The sequence below is a fragment of the Phycobacter azelaicus genome (assembly GCF_014884385.1).
Classification (GTDB): domain Bacteria; phylum Pseudomonadota; class Alphaproteobacteria; order Rhodobacterales; family Rhodobacteraceae; genus Phycobacter; species Phycobacter azelaicus.
The window spans coordinates 3,237,828-3,255,294 of sequence record NZ_WKFH01000003.1; the positions used below are offsets into that span (position 1 = coordinate 3,237,828).

Sequence of the window (17,467 nt, forward strand, 5' to 3'; positions counted from 1 at the left end):
GCATGCCCAGCCAACTGCTGTCCGGCAAACGCGGCCTCATCATGGGGCTGGCAAATGACAAATCCATTGCATGGGGAATCGCCAAGGCCTGCGCGGATGCAGGGGCAGAGCTTGCCTTTTCCTATCAGGGAGAGGCCTTGAAAAAACGAGTCGATCCATTGGCGTCGCAATTGGGGAGCGACATCGTGCTGCCCTGCGATGTGGGCGATGAAGCCTCGGTCGATGCCCTGTTTGCCGCATTGGAAGAAAAATGGGGCAAACTCGACTTCATCGTGCATGCCATCGGGTTCTCCGACAAGAACGAGCTGCGCGGGCGGTACGTTGACACCAGCCGCGACAATTTCCAGATGACAATGGACATTTCGGTCTATTCCTTCACCGCTGTGGCGCGCCGCGCCGAGAAGCTCATGACCGATGGTGGATCGATGCTCACCCTAACCTATTACGGTGCTGAGCAGGTCATGCCACACTATAACGTTATGGGCGTTGCCAAAGCGGCATTGGAGGCCTCTGTCAAATACCTTGCAGAGGACCTGGGCAAGGACGGGATCCGGGTCAATGCCATCTCAGCCGGCCCGATCAAGACGCTGGCCGCCAGCGGTATCGGCGACTTCCGCTACATCATGAAATGGAACGAATACAACTCGCCCCTGCGCCGGAACGTGACCATCGATGACGTCGGCAAATCTGCGCTCTACCTGCTGTCGGATCTGAGCTCTGGTGTGACCGGCGAGAATCTGCATGTGGATGCAGGCTATCACGTGGTGGGTATGAAAGCCGTCGACGCCCCCGACATAACAAAGTAACCGCCGGAAGTGCGGGGCCACCTCCCACCAAAGGGGGGAGTGCCCCATCACATCTGAGGCCATTTCCTTCGGAGCAAGACGCAAATGACAGATCGCCTTCCGCACGAAAAAGGGTTCCACATCAGCTGGGATCAAATCCATAGGGACAGCCGCGCCTTGGCCTGGCGCCTTGACGGACAGGGGCCGGACAATGGCGCCTGGAAAGCGGTGGTCGCCATCACACGTGGTGGCATGGCACCCGCCATGATCGTCAGCCGTGAGCTCGACATTCGGACGGTCGATACAATCTCGGTCAAATCCTACCACCACCAATCCCAAGGCGAGGCCGAAGTCATCAAGTCACCCGACCAGGCACTTATGGGCGATGGTGAAGGCATTCTGATCGTCGACGACCTGGTCGATAGCGGCAAGACTTTGGAACTGGTCCGCCAGATGTACCCAAAGGCGCATTTCGCGACTGTCTATGCCAAACCCAAGGGACGACCGATGGTGGACACTTTTATCACCGAAGTCAGCCAGGATACATGGATCTTTTTCCCCTGGGATATGGCCCTGCAATACGTGGAACCCTATCGCGGCACCGACTGACAGCGAGCTTGCCTGCTATCTCAGCCGGGAATGTTTTGAGCGCGCCCCAGTGGCGCGCTTTTTCTTGAGCGTCGAGCTTGCCCGTGTCACACAGTGCGGCGCAGGCCTTGCCATGCGCCACCAAGATCTCCCTTGTTGATGGAAAGTAACCCATGACGACATCCCGCAGCTCTGAATCGACCGGCCACATGTCCAGTACAGAGGCCACCTTTTGCTCACCGATCGTGGAGTCGCGGCGCTGGCTGGAGGGGGTCACGTTTCCATCCAACCGCCCTTTGATCAACGTCAGCCAGGCCGCGCCAACGGCAATGCCGCCCGAAGGGCTGCGCCAAGCGATGGCCGATGCTGCGCTCAACCAGGTGGATGCACACCTCTACGGCGCGGTTCTGGGCCGTGATGACTTGCGAGATGCACTGGCCAGCCAGATCTCAAGTCATTATGGCGGCTCGGTCTCAAAAGCGCAGGTCGGCATCACCTCTGGCTGCAACCAGGCGTTTGCCGCCAGCATCGCATCGCTATGCGCCGAAGGTGACGAGGTGATCATTCCGGTTCCATGGTACTTCAACCACAAGATGTGGCTCGACATGTCGGGTGTTGCGGCAGTTCCCCTGCATGTGGGCCCAGACATGATGCCCGACCCCGATGCGGCCGCTGCGCTGATTACCCCCAGGACCCGCGCCATCGTCTTGGTGACCCCGAACAATCCCTGCGGTGTCGAATACCCAGCCGGGATCGTGCGTGCCTTTTTCGATCTCGCTCGCGCACATGGTCTAGCGCTGATCCTTGACGAAACCTATCGCGATTTTGACAGCCGCGATGGCGCCCCACACGATCTGTTCAAGGATGTCGCCTGGGACAAAACTCTGATCCATCTTTATTCGTTTTCAAAAGCCTACAGGCTAACGGGACACCGTGTTGGAGCGATCGCATCCAGCGAATCCAAATTGTTCGAAATGGAAAAGTTTCTCGATACGTTGACGATATGCCCGGCCCAGCTTGGTCAGATCGGCGCAGTCTGGGGCCTTCGTAACCTGCAAGACTGGCTCGCCGGTGAGCGGCATGAAATCCTGGATCGCAAAGCTGCAATTGAAGAAGGGTTTCACAAGTTAGCGGACAAGGGCTGGTCCCTGCTCGGATGCGGGGCCTATTTCGCCTACGTGGAGCATCCCTTTGAGCAGTCATCGGAAACGCTGGCCAAACAGCTGGTTCAGGAGAGCTCCGTTTTGATGTTGCCCGGTACCATGTTCATGCCCTCGGGCGATACGTCCGGCGCGCGTCAGTTCCGAATTGCCTTTGCCAATGTAGACCGCGCAGGCATCGAGGCGCTCTTTGACAGGCTTGCGGCGTTCCAGCCCAGCCAGAACCACGGACAGTAGCAGTCCTTGCTTGCGCGACAAGTTCTTGCCCCTTCTGGGGTGGCAGCGTATGCAGAAGCCCGAGATGACAAATCGCACCGCCTCCCAGCCGCAAAACGGCAATGACAGGGCGGGCAACAGGTAGGAATGAGGGCACTATGGCCGCTGGCATGAAGAATCTTTCACGAACCTTTGTCTGGATCCTCATGGGGATGCTGATCGTGGGGCTTGCCGGGTTTGGCGCGGTGAATTTTTCCGGCTCGATGACATCCGTGGCCATCGTCGGTGAGCGCGAAGTGACCGTTGACACCTACATGCGCGAACTCCAGCGCGAGCAGCGGGCATTACAGGCCCAGACCGGTCAGGCGATGCCCATGTCCCAAATGACAGCCATGGGACTGGATCAGGTGGTTCTTGGGCGGCTGATCACTCTGGCCTCCATCGACAACGAAGTACAGCAACTTGGCGTTTCCATCGGCGACGAGAACCTTTTGGAAGAATTGACCAAAGTGCCCGCCTTCCAGAATGCGAACGGACAGTTCGACCGGGAAACCTATCGCTTTGCGCTTGATAATGCCGGGTTTAGCGAGGCCGAGTTCGAGGATGACCTACGCCGTGAAGCCGGGCGCACCCTGGTGCAGGCGGCCATCATGTCGGGCGCACGCATGCCCGAAACCATGGCCGATACGCTGGTCGCCTACATCGGTGAACGTCGCAGCCTTACTTACGTCTCCATTCCCAAGGCCACAGTTCCGCTGACGATGCAGATGCCCGGCGATGAAGAGCTCCAGGCCTTTTACGACGCCAACATCGATCTGTTTACCCTGCCGGAAACAAAGGTCCTGACGTATGTGCATTTGAGCCCCGCGATGCTGCTGGACACTGTTGATGTCGACGAAACCGCGCTGAAGGCACTCTATGAAGAGCGGATCGCGGAATATGACGTACCGGAACGCCGCCTGGTCGAACGACTGGTGTTCGCAGATCAGGACAGTGCTGCAAGCGCGAAAGCACAGCTTGACGTCGGCGGCACAACATTCGAGGTGCTCGTGCAGGATCGCGGATTGGATCTGGCCGATATCGACCTTGGCGATGTGACACAAGCCGACCTGGCGGGCGCGGGCGCCGAGGTCTTTGCGGCCGAGGTTGGCGCTGTTGTCGGCCCCCTGCCCTCTGATCTTGGCCCTGCCCTTTATCGCGTTAACGGTACTCTAGAAGCCCGCCTCACAACGTTCGAGGATGCTCAGACAGAACTGCGCGATGAACTCGCCGCAGACCGTGCGCGCCGCCTGATCGAACAGCAGTCCGAGCCGATCGAGGATATGCTGGCCGGTGGCATGACCCTTGAGGAGGTGGCCAAGGATTCGGATGTGCGTCTTGGTACCCTCAATTGGACCGGCGCCAACAGTGAGGCGATTGCCGCCTACGATGGTTTCCGCTCCGCTGCTGAGCAGGTCACGGTTGATGATTTTCCATCCGTCGACTTCCTCGAAGATGGCAGCCTTTTCGCTCTGCGCCTCGACGAAGTCCTGCCGCCGCGCCCGGAAGCCTTTGACGACGCACGGGAAGCTGTTTTCCAGGCCTGGAATGACAACCGCGCAGCCGAGGCCGTCGCAGCCCAGGCCGAAGCGCTTTTGCAAGAGGTTACGGATGCCGGTGCCTTCCCTGAGGACCGCGAGTTGAAAACGGAAACCGCACAGACCCGCACCGCGTACATAGAAGGCACTCCGGGCGAGATGATGATTGCCGCCTTCGAGATGGAGCCGGGCGAGCTGCGCATCGTTACCGATGAGGATGGCGCCGTCGTTCTACGCCTTGATGAGATCCTGCCAGCCGAAGACAGCGCAGAAATGCAAATGCTGAAACAGGCTCTGGACAGTCAGCTTGATCAAGCCGTCTCGCAAGCGCTGTTCGAAGCCTTTGCGCAGGACGCGCAGCGTCGCGCCGCCCCCCGGGTCGATCAGCAGGCAATGAACGCCGTTCAATCCAGCCTCCAGTAACCTAGCAGAGCAAGGCAGCACCACATGGCTTTGACCCCGGATTTCGACAGCTTTGCCGCAGCCTATGACGCGGGCGAGAACCAGCTGGTCTACACCCGCCTAGCTGCGGACCTCGACACGCCGGTCTCGTTGATGTTGAAGCTGACGGGCGCCCAAAAAGACGCCTTCATTCTGGAGTCGGTAACCGGCGGCGAGGTACGCGGGCGCTATTCCATCATCGGCATGAAACCCGATCTGGTCTGGCGCTGCCGCGGAGACAAATCCGAGATCAACCGCACCGCGCGTTTTGATGCAGACGGGTTCGCGCCGCAAGACGGCGATCCGCTCGACAACCTGCGGGCGCTTCTGGCCGAAAGCCGCATCGATCTTCCCGACGATCTACCGCAGGCGGCCGCCGGACTTTTTGGCTATCTCGGCTACGACATGGTGCGTCTCGTCGAACATCTGCCAGACGTGAACCCGGATCCGCTCGGTCTGCCCGATGCAATCATGATGCGCCCATCGGTGGTGGCGGTTCTGGACGGGGTCAAGGGTGAGGTCACGGTAGTTTCCCCCGCCTGGGCGGCGGCAGGTCAATCGGCCAAAGCCGCCTATGCGCAAGCGGCCGAACGGGTCATGGATGCGGTGCGCGATCTTGAACGCGCCATGCCGGCCGAGACACGCGATCTGGGCGATGCGAACGAAATCGCCCCGCCGGTCAGCAACTTCACCAAATCCGGCTACATGGAAGCGGTGGAGAAAGCCAAGGAATACATCCGCGCAGGTGACATCTTTCAGGTCGTTCCCGCTCAGCGTTGGAAGCAGGACTTTCCGCTGCCGCCCTTTGCGCTCTACCGGTCTCTGCGGCGGACGAATCCTTCACCGTTCATGTTCTATTTCAATTTCGGCGGGTTTCAGGTCATTGGCGCCAGCCCTGAGATCCTGGTGCGGGTCTTTGGTCAGGAAGTCACCATTCGCCCCATTGCCGGTACTCGCCCGCGCGGTGCCACTCCGGAAGAGGACAAAGCGCTTGAGGCAGATCTTCTGGCCGACAAGAAGGAGCTGGCCGAGCATCTGATGCTTTTGGATCTGGGGCGCAACGATACGGGCCGCGTCTCAAAAATCGGCACCGTGCGCCCGACCGAAAAGTTCATCATCGAGCGGTACAGCCACGTGATGCATATCGTTTCGAACGTCGTGGGCGAACTGGACGATGACAAGGACGCCCTTGACGCTTTCTTTGCCGGAATGCCTGCGGGCACGGTCTCAGGTGCGCCAAAAGTGCGGGCGATGGAGATCATCGATGAGCTGGAGCCGGAAAAGCGCGGCGTTTATGGCGGCGGAGTGGGCTATTTCTCGGCTGGCGGCGACATGGACATGTGTATCGCCCTGCGCACGGCCATCGTTCAGGATCAGACGCTCTACATTCAGGCCGGTGGCGGCGTTGTGTATGACAGCGACCCCGAGGCCGAGTACATGGAAACCGTGCATAAATCCAATGCGATCCGCCGTGCAGCCGCCGATGCCGCCCGCTTTACCGGTCGCCGCAATCGCTAAGGCGGGCGCGTCTGCAGACGGATAATGCCTGACGTCTGGCCCCAATCGGCTATTCGGCAGTTTCAGCGAGGTTCGCCGCCAAACTGGCCGATACCGGCGCAAGGGCCACGCGGCTTGCACGATCCTGCAATCCCCACAACAGCAGCGCCGAAATCGTGTCGGGTTGCAGACGACCCAGCATGATCACGGCCCCCTCTTGACCGGCGCGGAAGGCAGCCTGATCGAGGAACCGTCGCATGGCCCTCGGGTTTTGCCCCGCCCCATCAAAGTCGCGAAAGACCACACCTGCGGGAACACCTTCACGCAGTGCAAGTTTTTGCACCGTGTTGAGCCCGCTGTTCTGCAAGACGAGGCCATAGCCCCCTGCCTGCGCCACGTCGGAGACCTGATCTGCCAATGGCCTGTTCCCTTGCACACCGGTCCTGACCCCTTCGAGGAGAGCCACCGCCTCGGGGAGGCGCTCCCGCCAGACCTCAAACGCGGTTTCTGCATCCTGAGGGCGAGCCTCACGCGGCAGATCCGCAAGGATGAGAACCTCAAATCCGGCAGCGCGATGAGCAACCATCTTTTCCGCAGCTCGCGGATCTTCGGGATCAATCGCAAAGCTTAGAGGATAGGGGAATTCCGCCAAAGCCTCGGCCTCGACAGATTCCGCATCGTCAATGAGTACGATGGACATCAATGGACGGTCCTCGCTCGCCTCATATGGAGCCGCGAAGGCTTTGAACGGCGACTGCTCGGTTGTGTCAGCCTCTTCCTCGATCTCATTGACCCCATCCCGTTCTGTCAGGGGGATTACCCGGGTGCCGATCTGAGGCCCCTCGGCCCGATCTGGTTCATTTGCCGTTGGTAGCGCCGCAATGCGGTCGGTGGCGTCTGCCCCCGGTGCAGGTTCGGCCTCAGCCACTTGTGTCTCATCCCCCTGCGTCTCAGCCTCTGCTGGCGTCTCCTCGGCAGTGTCCGGCTGCGCCTGAGGCGCGGGTGTTGCAAATGTGATCACAGGCGGCGCTGTTGGAGCCGGAGCGGTCCCAAGTTCCGGCATCGCAACCGATGGAACCAAAGCGCGAGCGCCCTCTGTATCGTCCTGACTTGCAGTCAATTCCGGCTTGGCAGACTGGTCGGGATCCTCCTGCCGGGCCTGCGCCGCCTCAATCTCGGTTTCCGCAGGTGCCGGGGCGGGCTGGGTGGACACAATGATGTCGTCCTCACCTGCGGTGGATGCTGGCAAGGTGACCGGATCACCGCCACTATTGGCGGTGGACAATTCGGACGGTGCACCGGGTTTGGCGGGAAGCGCCACCTCACCGTCTGAGGCAACCGCCCCCGGCACGACAAGCTCTGGGCGCGCGGCCGGTACCGTATCCGCTGCATCCAGACCGCTGACGTCGTCTGCCGGGGCCGTGCTAGGGGCAACTGGCACTGCCTCCACCAGATCAGCATCGCCTGATGGACGTTCAACCGGTGCAGAGGCGCTCGGCTCAGGGGCTGCAGCCGCATCGGGCTCTGTCACGCTGACACGCACCTGCGGCGGCAATGGCGTGGACAGGGACCACATCGCCGCGCCACCCACTGCCACCAGGGTTCCAATACTGACGCCGACCAGAAAGCCTCGCATGCCCGTTTTGCCTCTCAATTCTTTGGTCTTGCCTTCATTGATCAGGCCTGCCACCTGACCAAATTCACCGGGATCATCCAACGCGATTGTGCCAAAAAGGCACCCTGCCCTTGACGCTGGCCGGCAAGCCTGAACATGTATGTCGCAACAACTATACTGCGGTGCAAGCCCTGCCCGCCACCCATAAAAGAGCCTGCCAAGATGTTGCTGCTGATCGACAACTACGATTCCTTTACCTACAACCTTGTGCACTACCTGGGCGAGCTTGGCGCAACGCTGGATGTTCGCCGCAACGACACCCTTGATGTCCAAGAAGCCATGGCTATCAGGCCTGCGGGCATTCTTCTTAGCCCCGGCCCCTGCGATCCCGATCAGGCAGGAATATGCCTGCCCCTTACCCTCGCTGCGGCTGAAGCTGGCATCCCGCTGATGGGCGTCTGCCTCGGCCACCAGACAATCGGTCAGGCCTTTGGCGGCAAAGTGGTGCGGTGCCATGAAATCGTTCACGGAAAGATGGGACAGGTACATCACAGCGGCAAAGGTCTGTTTGCCGGCCTCCCCTCACCTTTTGAGGCAACCCGCTATCACTCCCTTATCGTTGAACGGGACACTCTACCCGATTGCCTGGAAGTGACGGCAGAACTGGAGGACGGGACCATCATGGGCTTGCAGCATCGCGACCTGCCGATCCACGGTGTCCAGTTTCACCCGGAGTCGATCGCCTCTGAGCACGGCCACGCGCTGCTGCAGAATTTCCTGAACGAGATGAAGGTGCCCGCATGAGCGACCAGATGAAGCCCCTGATCAATGCCGCCGCAGAGCGCGCCCTGACCCGCGCAGAAGCGGAAGAGGCCTTTGCCATGCTGTTCGAGGGCGAAGCCACCCCAAGTCAGATGGGCGGTCTGTTGATGGCACTGCGCACAAGGGGCGAAACCGTGGACGAATACGCTGCCGCGGCTGCCGTCATGCGCTCCAAATGCAATGCTGTGCGTGCGCCGGAAGGGGCCATCGACATTGTCGGCACCGGCGGCGATGGCAAGGGCACGCTCAACATCTCGACCGCCACAGCCTTTGTGGTCGCGGGGGCCGGGACGGTGGTGGCAAAGCACGGCAATCGCAACCTCAGCTCAAAATCCGGCGCCGCGGATGCTTTGGGGCAGATGGGTATTCAGGTGATGGTCGGACCGCAAGTGGTTGAAAGATCACTGAACGAGGCCGGGATCTGTTTCATGATGGCGCCGATGCATCACCCGGCGATTGCTCATGTCATGCCCACCCGGCAAGAGCTTGGAACCCGAACGATTTTCAATATCCTAGGCCCGCTCACCAACCCGGCGGGCGTCAAACGGCAGGTGACCGGCGCCTTTTCCCGCGCCCTGATCCGCCCTATGGCGGAAACACTCCAGCAGCTTGGTTCGACCCGCGCCTGGCTGGTGCATGGATCGGACGGCACCGATGAGTTGACGATCACCGGCGTGAGCTGGGTCTCCGCCCTCGAAGAAGACGGCAGCATTCGCGATGTCGAGCTTCACCCCGAAGATGCGGGCTTGCCGGTTCACCCGTTCGAAGAGATTCTGGGCGGCACGCCGGAGGAAAACGCAACTGCGTTCCGTGCCCTTCTTGATGGTGCACCCTCGGCTTACCGGGACGCCGTTCTCCTCAATAGCGCTGCGGCGCTTGTGGTAGCAGGAGACGCGAGCGATCTGCGCGAAGGCGTTGAAAAGGCGCGTGAAAGCATCGACAGCGGCGCCGCAAAAGAAAAAATCTCCGCCGTGGCTCGGATCACCTCCGGGGCGGACTGATGGTGCGGCCGGACCGGCTTGGAGCGTGGCGAGACTTACCCTTCTTTGACACCGATTTGCCGCGGATTGAGGGAAAACTGGCGCAGGAGACACGAACGATCCTGCCGCCGGAGCCGCAACGATTTGCGGCGCTCGAGCTGACACAGCCGGACACGGTGCGCGTCGTCATTCTCGGGCAGGATCCCTATCCCACCCCCGGCCACGCCCATGGCCTGGCCTTTTCAGTTGAACCGGATGTTCACCCCCTGCCCCGATCTCTTTCCAATGTTTTCAAAGAGTTGGAAAGCGATCTTGGCTTGGATCGACGAAATGGAGACCTACGGGGCTGGGCGCGTCAGGGCGTTCTGTTGCTGAATAGCGCCCTAAGTGTCCCTGCGGGCGAGGCAAACGGGCACAAGGATCTGGGCTGGGACCAGCTTGTCAGAGAGGTGCTGGAACGGACATCGAGGCGGCCGACAGCCTATGTCTTATGGGGAAAACAGGCTCAAAGGCTTGAAAAACATCTTAATCCGGGCGATCACCTGATCCTGAGAAGCGCGCATCCCTCGCCTCTTTCGGCACGGCGCGGTTTCTTTGGATCGCGGCCGTTCTCGGCAATTAACACCTGGCTGCAGATGCGCGGCCACGCGCCCATAGACTGGGCCGCCTGACAGGAGGCTAGGCAATGACAGAAAACGTGCTCGACAAGATCAAGGCCTATAAGCTGGAGGAGGTCGCCGCCGACAAGGCTGCCGTTCCCATGGCGGAGATCGAGGCTGCCGCCCGCGAAGCGGCCCCAGTGCGCGGTTTTGCCAAAGCATTGATCGCCGCCAGCCGCGAAGGCTACGGATTGATCGCAGAGATCAAGAAAGCCAGCCCCTCCAAAGGGTTGATCCGCGAAGACTTTGACCCGGCAAGCCTCGCGCAGGCCTATGAACAAGGTGGCGCGACCTGTCTCTCCGTTCTGACCGACGCCCCTAGTTTTCAGGGAGCAAAATCCTTTCTGACCGAGGCGCGCGATGCCTGCGCCCTTCCCGCTTTGCGCAAGGATTTCATGTATGACCCCTATCAGGTGGCCGAGGCGCGCGCACTAGGAGCCGATTGCATCCTGATCATCATGGCATCTGTGTCGGATGCACAGGCTGCCGAACTGGAAGACTGCGCCATGGAATGGGACATGGATGTGCTGCTGGAAGTGCATGACGCCAAAGAGCTCGAGCGCGCCTGTGCCTTGAAATCGCCCCTGATGGGCATCAACAACCGTAACCTGAAGACCTTCGAGACTACCCTAGATACAACCCGCGATCTGTCCCGCCGGGTGCCCGCCGATCGCACCATTGTCTGCGAAAGCGGGTTGTTCACGCCGCAGGACCTATCGGACATGGCGCGCTATGGCGCCCGAACCTTCCTGATCGGAGAGGCCCTGATGCGCCAGGAGGATGTTGCATCCGCCACCCGGCAGTTGCTTGCCAATCCGCTGACACCGGGGGCGATGTGATGCCGCTGACGCATTTTGACGGCAAGGGTGACGCCCATATGGTGGATGTCTCGGACAAGGCAGTCACCTCGCGCATTGCAACCGCCGAGGGGCACATCAGGATGGCCCGCGAGACATTTGAAATCATTTCCGAAGGTCGCGCGAAAAAGGGCGATGTGCTGAGCGTTGCACGCCTGGCAGGCATCATGGGGGCCAAGAAAACGCCTGAGCTTATTCCGCTCTGCCACCCGCTGCCGGTGACCAAGGTCGCAGTCGAACTGACACTGGATCCCGAGCTGCCAGGTGTGCGCATCGAAGGCACGGTGAAAACGACAGGACAGACCGGGGTCGAGATGGAGGCGCTCACCGCTGTTTCCACGGCAGCGCTCACAGTCTACGACATGGCCAAGGCCGTGGATAAGGCGATGGAGATCGGCGGCATTCGTGTAATCCTGAAAGATGGCGGAAAATCAGGGCGATACGAGGCATAAATGATCTCAGTTAACGAAGCGCTTGCACACCTATTGGAGCTTGCCTCACCGCTGGAAGCCGAGATGGTCCCCCTGGCAGAGGCCGCCGGGCGGGTGCTGGCGCGGGATGTTCCCGCTCGCCGTGATCAACCACCGTTTTCAGCCTCTGCCATGGATGGCTATGCGGTAAAAGGCGCCGAGGTGGAACTGCACGCCATGTTCAAGGTGATTGGCGAAGCGGCTGCCGGTCATCGCTTTGATGGAGTCGTTGGCGCTGGTCAGGCGGTGCGTATCTTTACCGGCGCGCCCATCCCAGAGGGCGCCGGTTTTGTCGTCATTCAGGAAGATGTGACACGCAAGGGCAATCTGATCACCATCACCGACGAGCCTGGAGATGGCGACAATATCCGCCCGCGCGGCGGTGACTTTTTCGACGGGGATACGGTTTCGGCGCCGCGGCGTCTAACCCCGTCTGACATCGCTCTCCTTGCAGCCATGAACATAGCCGAAGTCCCGGTTACCCGCCGCCCAGACATCGCACTGATTTCAACCGGGGACGAACTGGTGATGCCGGGCAGCACGCCCGGACCGGATCAGATCATTGCCTCCAACACATTTGGCTTGAAGGCCCTTCTTGAAAGCCTTGGGGCCCATGTGCGTATCCTGCCGATTGCCAGAGATACAATTGGATCGCTCACGACAGCCTTTTCACTAACGTCAGGCGCAGATCTGGTGGTGACGATTGGCGGGGCCTCTGTTGGCGATCACGATTTGGTCGGAGAAGTGGCTCATAACCTTGGAATGGAGCGGTCATTCTACAAGGTCGCCATGCGTCCAGGAAAACCCCTTATGGCCGGGCGTATGGGACAGACTGCGATGGTCGGTTTACCGGGAAATCCGGTGTCTGCCATGGTGTGCGGTCATATCTTCCTGGAACCTATGGTCCGCACAATGCTGGGTGAGAAAAGTATCCAGCCGCGCCGCCTTGAGGCACCTCTGGCTGCGCCGCTGGCTCAAAACGGGCCTAGGGAACACTACATGCGCGCCGAACTCCAGGACGACGGTCAGATCCGCGCCTTCGACCGCCAGGACAGTTCGCTGTTGTCGGTTCTCGCCAAAGCCAATGCCCTGCTAATCCGCCCCCCCCATGATCCGGCGCGGGATGCGAATGAAACCGTCAGCTACATTCGGATCTAATCTGCTTTTTCCCGCACCACAGGCATAAAGCTTTTGCAAAAACCCGAGAACACCTCTGTCCAGAGTTGACACAAATCGTGAACAGGAGTAGAACAAACCAAAGCAATCTGGCGCAAAGGGATGAACATGCTCACAAAAAAGCAACTGGACCTGTTGGAGTTCATTAACGCCCGGATGCAAAAGGACGGTGTGCCGCCCAGTTTTGACGAAATGAAGATCGCCTTGGATCTGCGTTCCAAATCCGGGATTCATCGGCTTATTACCGCGCTTGAGGAACGAGGGTTCATCCGTCGCCTCGCACATCGGGCTCGGGCGATAGAGATTCTGCGCCTCCCAGAGTCCCTTGGAGGGGAGAGACAGTTCAAGCCAACTGTCGTATCTGGCGGAAAACCCGATGTTCATGCCGCGCCCTCCCCAGCCGCAGAGGCAGCGTCTCTCTCGGTCGCAACCGCTCTGGAGCTGCCCGTGATGGGGCGCATCGCAGCCGGTGTTCCGATCGAAGCGATCAGCCATGTGTCAAACAGGATCAGCGTGCCCAGCTCTATGCTAAGCGCCAACGGTGCCCATTATGCGCTTGAGGTGCGGGGGGACTCCATGATCAATGTCGGCATCAATGACGGGGACACCGTCGTGATCCGCGAGACGGATACCGCAGATGACGGAGACATCGTGGTCGCACTTGTCGAGGGTCACGAAGCGACGCTCAAGAAGATTTTCCGACGCAACACGACCATCGAGCTGGAAGCCGCAAACCCGGCCTATGCGACGCGCAGCTACCCTGCCGATCAGGTGAAGGTTCAGGGACGCCTCGTAGGCTTGATCCGCAGTTACTGAGTGGGTCCAGCACGGCAGACTTTTGGGTCTGTTCGGCGACGGATGTTGCGGCAACTCAGGTGCGTGGGCTCGGGGCCAGAAGATTGCGTTCAAGATCAGTTTGAACCGAGGGCGGCGAGTGATCTAATTCCGGGACGTTGGTAAGCCTCTGTCTGATTTCCGCTTTCTCTCCTTGCGCCTGTCCACAACCTGATCCCGGCCATTTCAGAGGCAGTCGTAATATTTCCGAGCCCGTCAATGTCGAGACTTCCTGTGCGTCGCAACCGCTCGGGCCCGAAGACTTCACATGGTCCAGCTGGGGCAATATCTACTGTCGCGACGACGATCTGTTGGGACGTGCAGGATCGCATAAGCCTTGCAGCCCCACGCCCGGTAACATGAACAATGCTAAATGCGTCAATGTGTACTTCTTGAGGCAGAACGGTGGTCCTTTCCCTCTGTCTTGGAGCGGCGGTCGCATTCCAACGCGCGAAGGCCTCCGTCTGGGTTGCAACATCGCCATCATTTTCGAGCCAAACCCTCGCCGCAAAACTCTGGCCCTTGTCGCGTGACAGCGCACGTCCCTCAGGCCCAAGTACTCCGACCAATTGCCCTGTCGTCCCAACCAGGACCAACGGGCGCGAAGCCTGCGTCCAGAGGCCGAATGCAGTGACAATCGGTATGACACCCACCCACCGAAGGCGCCCATGCCAGATCAAAACGACCAGCGCTCCAAAGGCCATCAAAGGAAGCACAATCGAATCTGGCTGGATCACCCGGCGTTGCGCCCCCGGGAGATCGGCGATGGACTCCGCGACCCAGAGAATCCATCGCAAGCCTGCGTCCAGCAGCTCCAGAGGTAGGGCCTCGGCTCCAAATGGCAGGAGACATAGCGAGATGATCGCCGCCGGCACGACGATCATACCCATCACGGGCACTGCTAGCAGGTTCGCGGGAAGGCCATAGTGGGACACTGTGTTAAAATGCGCGGCACCAAATGGAGCGGTGGCCAGCCCTGCCACCAAAGATGCCACCATCAGAGCCGTAACCGGACGCAGCCAGCTCGGCCCAAGCGTCAGCCCGCTGTCACGGACCCAGGCGAAAATCCCAACGAGGGCCGCAGTTGCGGCAAAACTCATCTGGAACCCGGGGCTGAGCAGCGTTTCAGGGCGCCTCAGAAGTACGAGAAAGGCAGCGACTGCAACAGCCCGCAAAGAGATTGCGCGCCGGTCCATCAGGACAGCTCCGAACATGACGACCACCATGATGAAGGCACGTTCGGTCGCAACGTTGCCGCCCGACAGAGCCAGGTACCCGGAAGCCGCAACAAGGGCGACCGCTGCCGCTATTTTCTTGGTGTTCACCCGTAGCGCCAGAGCCGGAATCAAACACAGGCCAAACCGCAACGCGCCAAAGACGAAGCCCGCAACGAGGCCCATGTGAAGCCCAGAAATGGCCAGCAGATGCGCCAGATTGCTGGCCCGCAAATCCTGCAAGGTTGCCTGATTGACGCCGCTGCGATCTCCGGTGGTGATGGCCGCAGCCACCGCGCCCACTTCGCCCGGCAGCCTTTGGTGCAAAAAGGACGTGATGTTCTGACGGATCCGGGCAATCGACAACCTCGTGTCGGCCGGTTCGATCATCATGACCGCAACCTTGGTATCGCCGCTCGCCCCCAACTGCTTGAACCAAGCGTGCCTGCGAAAATCAAATCCTCCGGGCTCAGCTGGCCCTTGTGGCGGCAACAAGTGAGCGGTTGTGGCGATCCGCGCACCGACAGGGGGAAGCCGATCATCGGCAAGGACGGACAGCCGGACAAAGGCAGGCGTCCTGTCTGCCGGGACGTTCCGGAGCCGCACCTCGTCCAGAGTGAGACGGAAATGGTCCCGGCCTGATCTGTCAATATGAACCAGTTGCCCTTCAACCGGACCATAGTATCGGTAGCTGAGCACCGGCGCCTCTAGCAGATGCGCTCGCACCCCGGCCACGTTAAACCCGACGACCACCAGTAATGCAGCCCGCGCCAAAAGTCCGATTGCCTGCGGGCGCAACGCAGGCACGGCGCAAAGCACACCCAGCCCCGCGACCGACGCATAGGTCGCGGCGCCCGGCTCAACCGGCAAGGCAAAATAGACCCCTATTCCAAGCCCCAGAAACACCGGCCCCCAGGCCAGCAGATGTCCCCTCTGAACCTGTAGCAGCTGGTCGAGGATACGCATCATTCCCATGCTTGCTCCTGACCCTTTGGGTGGGTAGACAGGCGGAAACGCTACTCCTCTTATGGTTTCCAAAAGGTAAATCGCCCCCATGTCCACTCCGGTTGTCACCCGTTTCGCCCCCTCGCCCACCGGCTTTTTGCACATTGGCGGCGCGCGCACTGCGCTGTTCAACTGGCTGTATGCCCGCGGCCGTGGCGGCAAGTTCCTGCTGCGGATCGAAGATACCGACCGGGAGCGTTCTACCCCCGAAGCAACAGCCGCAATTCTTCAGGGCCTCACGTGGCTGGGCCTTGATCACGATGGAGATGTCGTCAGCCAGTTCGCCCGCGCGGACCGCCATGCGGACGTTGCCCACCAGTTGTTGGCCGAAGGAAAGGCCTACAAGTGCTTTGCAACGCAGGAAGAGATTTCGGCCTTTCGCGACGCGGCCCGCGCCGAGGGCAAATCGACCCTCTATCGCTCCCCCTGGCGGGATGCGCCGCCCGAAAGCCACCCGGACGGGCCCTTTGTTGTGCGCATCAAGGCACCGCAGGATGGCACCACGGTCATCCGCGATGAGGTGCAGGGGGATGTGACCATCCGCAACGATCAGCTTGACGACATGATCCTGCTGCGCTCGGATGGCACACCTGTCTACATGCTGGCCGTGGTGGTGGACGATCACGATATGGGAGTAACCCATGTGATCCGCGGCGATGACCACCTCAACAATGCAGCGCGTCAGATGATGATTTACGAGGCGATGGGCTGGGATGTACCAGTCTGGGCGCATATTCCGCTGATCCACGGACCGGATGGAAAAAAGCTCTCCAAACGCCACGGCGCTCTGGGCGCACAGGAATACCAGGCGATGGGATATCCGGCCGCTGGCATGCGCAATTACCTGGCCCGCCTGGGCTGGAGCCACGGGGATGATGAGTTCTTCACCGACGCGCAGGCGCGCGACTGGTTCGACCTTGATGGAATTGGGAAAAGCCCCGCCCGGTTTGACACGAAAAAACTCGAAAGCCTATGCGGGCAGCATATCGCCGTTAGCGATGACGCCGCGTTGCGGCAGGAGATAGAAGCCTATCTCGCCGCCGCAGGAGAGCCCGCATTGACTGACGTGCAGTCAAATGATCTTGAACGCGCAATGTACTGCCTCAAGGATCGCGCAAAGACATTTCCAGAACTCCTTGAAAAAGCACATTTCATCCTGACGTCTCGCCCGATTGAACCAGATGCGAAGGCCGCAAAGGCTTTGGCATCTGTATCCGACGGTATACTGAATGAATTGACGCCGCAGTTGCAAAGTGCTAGCTGGACGCGTGAGGATCTGGAGGCGCTTCTCAACGCATTTGCGGAAGCACAGGATACCAAGTTCGGAAAGCTGGCCGGCCCGTTGCGGGCTGCCCTTGCAGGCCGCGCGGTAACGCCTTCGGTGTTCGACATGATGCTTATTCTGGGCCGCGACGAGACTCTGGCCCGATTGACCGACGCAGCAGGCTGATCCCAGCCCTTAATCCTTGGGTAAGCCTGTTTCGATACGACCTCATCCGCGCGATACCTCGCGCGGGTGCTGCCTGCCCAAAGCCCGGATGCGATCCGGGTTTTTGCGCCTGTAACAGGAA

The 17,467-nt window shown here is 60.3% G+C and carries 15 protein-coding genes; 13 read left to right on the forward strand and 2 right to left on the reverse strand.

All coding sequences use genetic code 11. The features are described from left to right. Positions 1-2 precede the first annotated feature (2 nt). The 5 genes from fabI (at position 3) to trpE (ending at position 6,285) form a co-directional block, all read left to right on the forward strand. The gene (fabI, locus tag INS80_RS16645; protein ID WP_192966698.1) at positions 3-806 is read left to right on the forward strand and encodes an enoyl-ACP reductase FabI; all 804 of its coding nucleotides are present in this window, start codon (positions 3-5) and stop codon (positions 804-806) included. An 84-nt stretch (positions 807-890) separates the two neighbouring features. Then, entirely contained in the window at positions 891-1,394 is a 504-nt protein-coding gene (gene gpt / locus INS80_RS16650) for a xanthine phosphoribosyltransferase (RefSeq protein WP_192966699.1), read from the forward strand. Between the two features lie 188 nt (positions 1,395-1,582). Then, positions 1,583-2,770, forward strand: a complete 1,188-nt coding sequence (locus INS80_RS16655; protein ID WP_192966700.1) for an aminotransferase — start codon at positions 1,583-1,585, stop codon at positions 2,768-2,770. A 137-nt stretch (positions 2,771-2,907) separates the two neighbouring features. Beyond that, complete coding sequence (locus INS80_RS16660) at positions 2,908-4,749, forward strand: peptidylprolyl isomerase (protein ID WP_192966701.1); 1,842 nt, start codon at positions 2,908-2,910, stop codon at positions 4,747-4,749. A 24-nt stretch (positions 4,750-4,773) separates the two neighbouring features. After that, the gene (gene trpE, locus INS80_RS16665; protein ID WP_192966702.1) at positions 4,774-6,285 is read left to right on the forward strand and encodes an anthranilate synthase component I; all 1,512 of its coding nucleotides are present in this window, start codon (positions 4,774-4,776) and stop codon (positions 6,283-6,285) included. A 49-nt stretch (positions 6,286-6,334) separates the two neighbouring features. Here trpE and INS80_RS16670 read toward each other — a convergent pair whose 3' ends face one another. Further along, positions 6,335-7,981: a divergent polysaccharide deacetylase family protein gene (locus INS80_RS16670; RefSeq protein ID WP_369411423.1), complete on the reverse strand. Its 1,647-nt coding sequence runs from the start codon at positions 7,979-7,981 to the stop codon at positions 6,335-6,337. Positions 7,982-8,101: 120 nt separating this feature from the next. On the opposite strand from INS80_RS16670, the gene INS80_RS16675 reads away from it, so the two are divergent. From INS80_RS16675 to lexA, 7 genes are all read left to right on the forward strand, one after another. Next, positions 8,102-8,683, forward strand: coding sequence for an anthranilate synthase component II (locus INS80_RS16675; RefSeq protein WP_192966703.1), 582 nt, complete (start codon positions 8,102-8,104; stop codon positions 8,681-8,683). Beyond that, positions 8,680-9,702 (forward strand): anthranilate phosphoribosyltransferase, encoded by a 1,023-nt coding sequence (gene trpD / locus INS80_RS16680; protein WP_192966704.1) that lies wholly within the window; start codon positions 8,680-8,682, stop codon positions 9,700-9,702. The genes INS80_RS16675 and trpD overlap by 4 nt, the downstream gene beginning before the upstream one ends. Continuing rightward, positions 9,702-10,352: a uracil-DNA glycosylase gene (locus INS80_RS16685; protein WP_192966705.1), complete on the forward strand. Its 651-nt coding sequence runs from the start codon at positions 9,702-9,704 to the stop codon at positions 10,350-10,352. The genes trpD and INS80_RS16685 overlap by 1 nt, the downstream gene beginning before the upstream one ends. Positions 10,353-10,366: 14 nt before the next feature. Next, a complete protein-coding gene (gene trpC / locus INS80_RS16690; RefSeq protein ID WP_192966706.1) occupies positions 10,367-11,179 on the forward strand; it encodes an indole-3-glycerol phosphate synthase TrpC in 813 nt (270 codons plus the stop codon). Next, positions 11,179-11,649, forward strand: coding sequence for a cyclic pyranopterin monophosphate synthase MoaC (moaC, locus tag INS80_RS16695; protein WP_192966707.1), 471 nt, complete (start codon positions 11,179-11,181; stop codon positions 11,647-11,649). Before trpC ends, moaC begins: the two co-directional genes overlap by 1 nt. Continuing rightward, positions 11,650-12,825, forward strand: coding sequence for a molybdopterin molybdotransferase MoeA (locus INS80_RS16700; protein ID WP_192966708.1), 1,176 nt, complete (start codon positions 11,650-11,652; stop codon positions 12,823-12,825). It abuts the gene before it with no gap. Positions 12,826-12,951: 126 nt separating this feature from the next. Further along, entirely contained in the window at positions 12,952-13,659 is a 708-nt protein-coding gene (gene lexA / locus INS80_RS16705; RefSeq protein WP_192966709.1) for a transcriptional repressor LexA, read from the forward strand. Positions 13,660-13,754: 95 nt separating this feature from the next. Here lexA and INS80_RS16710 read toward each other — a convergent pair whose 3' ends face one another. After that, on the reverse strand, positions 13,755-15,866 hold the full coding sequence (locus INS80_RS16710) for a ComEC/Rec2 family competence protein (RefSeq protein ID WP_226892653.1): 2,112 nt from the start codon (positions 15,864-15,866) through the stop codon (positions 13,755-13,757). Between the two features lie 79 nt (positions 15,867-15,945). Between INS80_RS16710 and gltX the strand changes: the two genes are divergently transcribed. Beyond that, positions 15,946-17,346, forward strand: coding sequence for a glutamate--tRNA ligase (gene gltX / locus INS80_RS16715; protein ID WP_192966710.1), 1,401 nt, complete (start codon positions 15,946-15,948; stop codon positions 17,344-17,346). Positions 17,347-17,467: the final 121 nt, after the last annotated feature.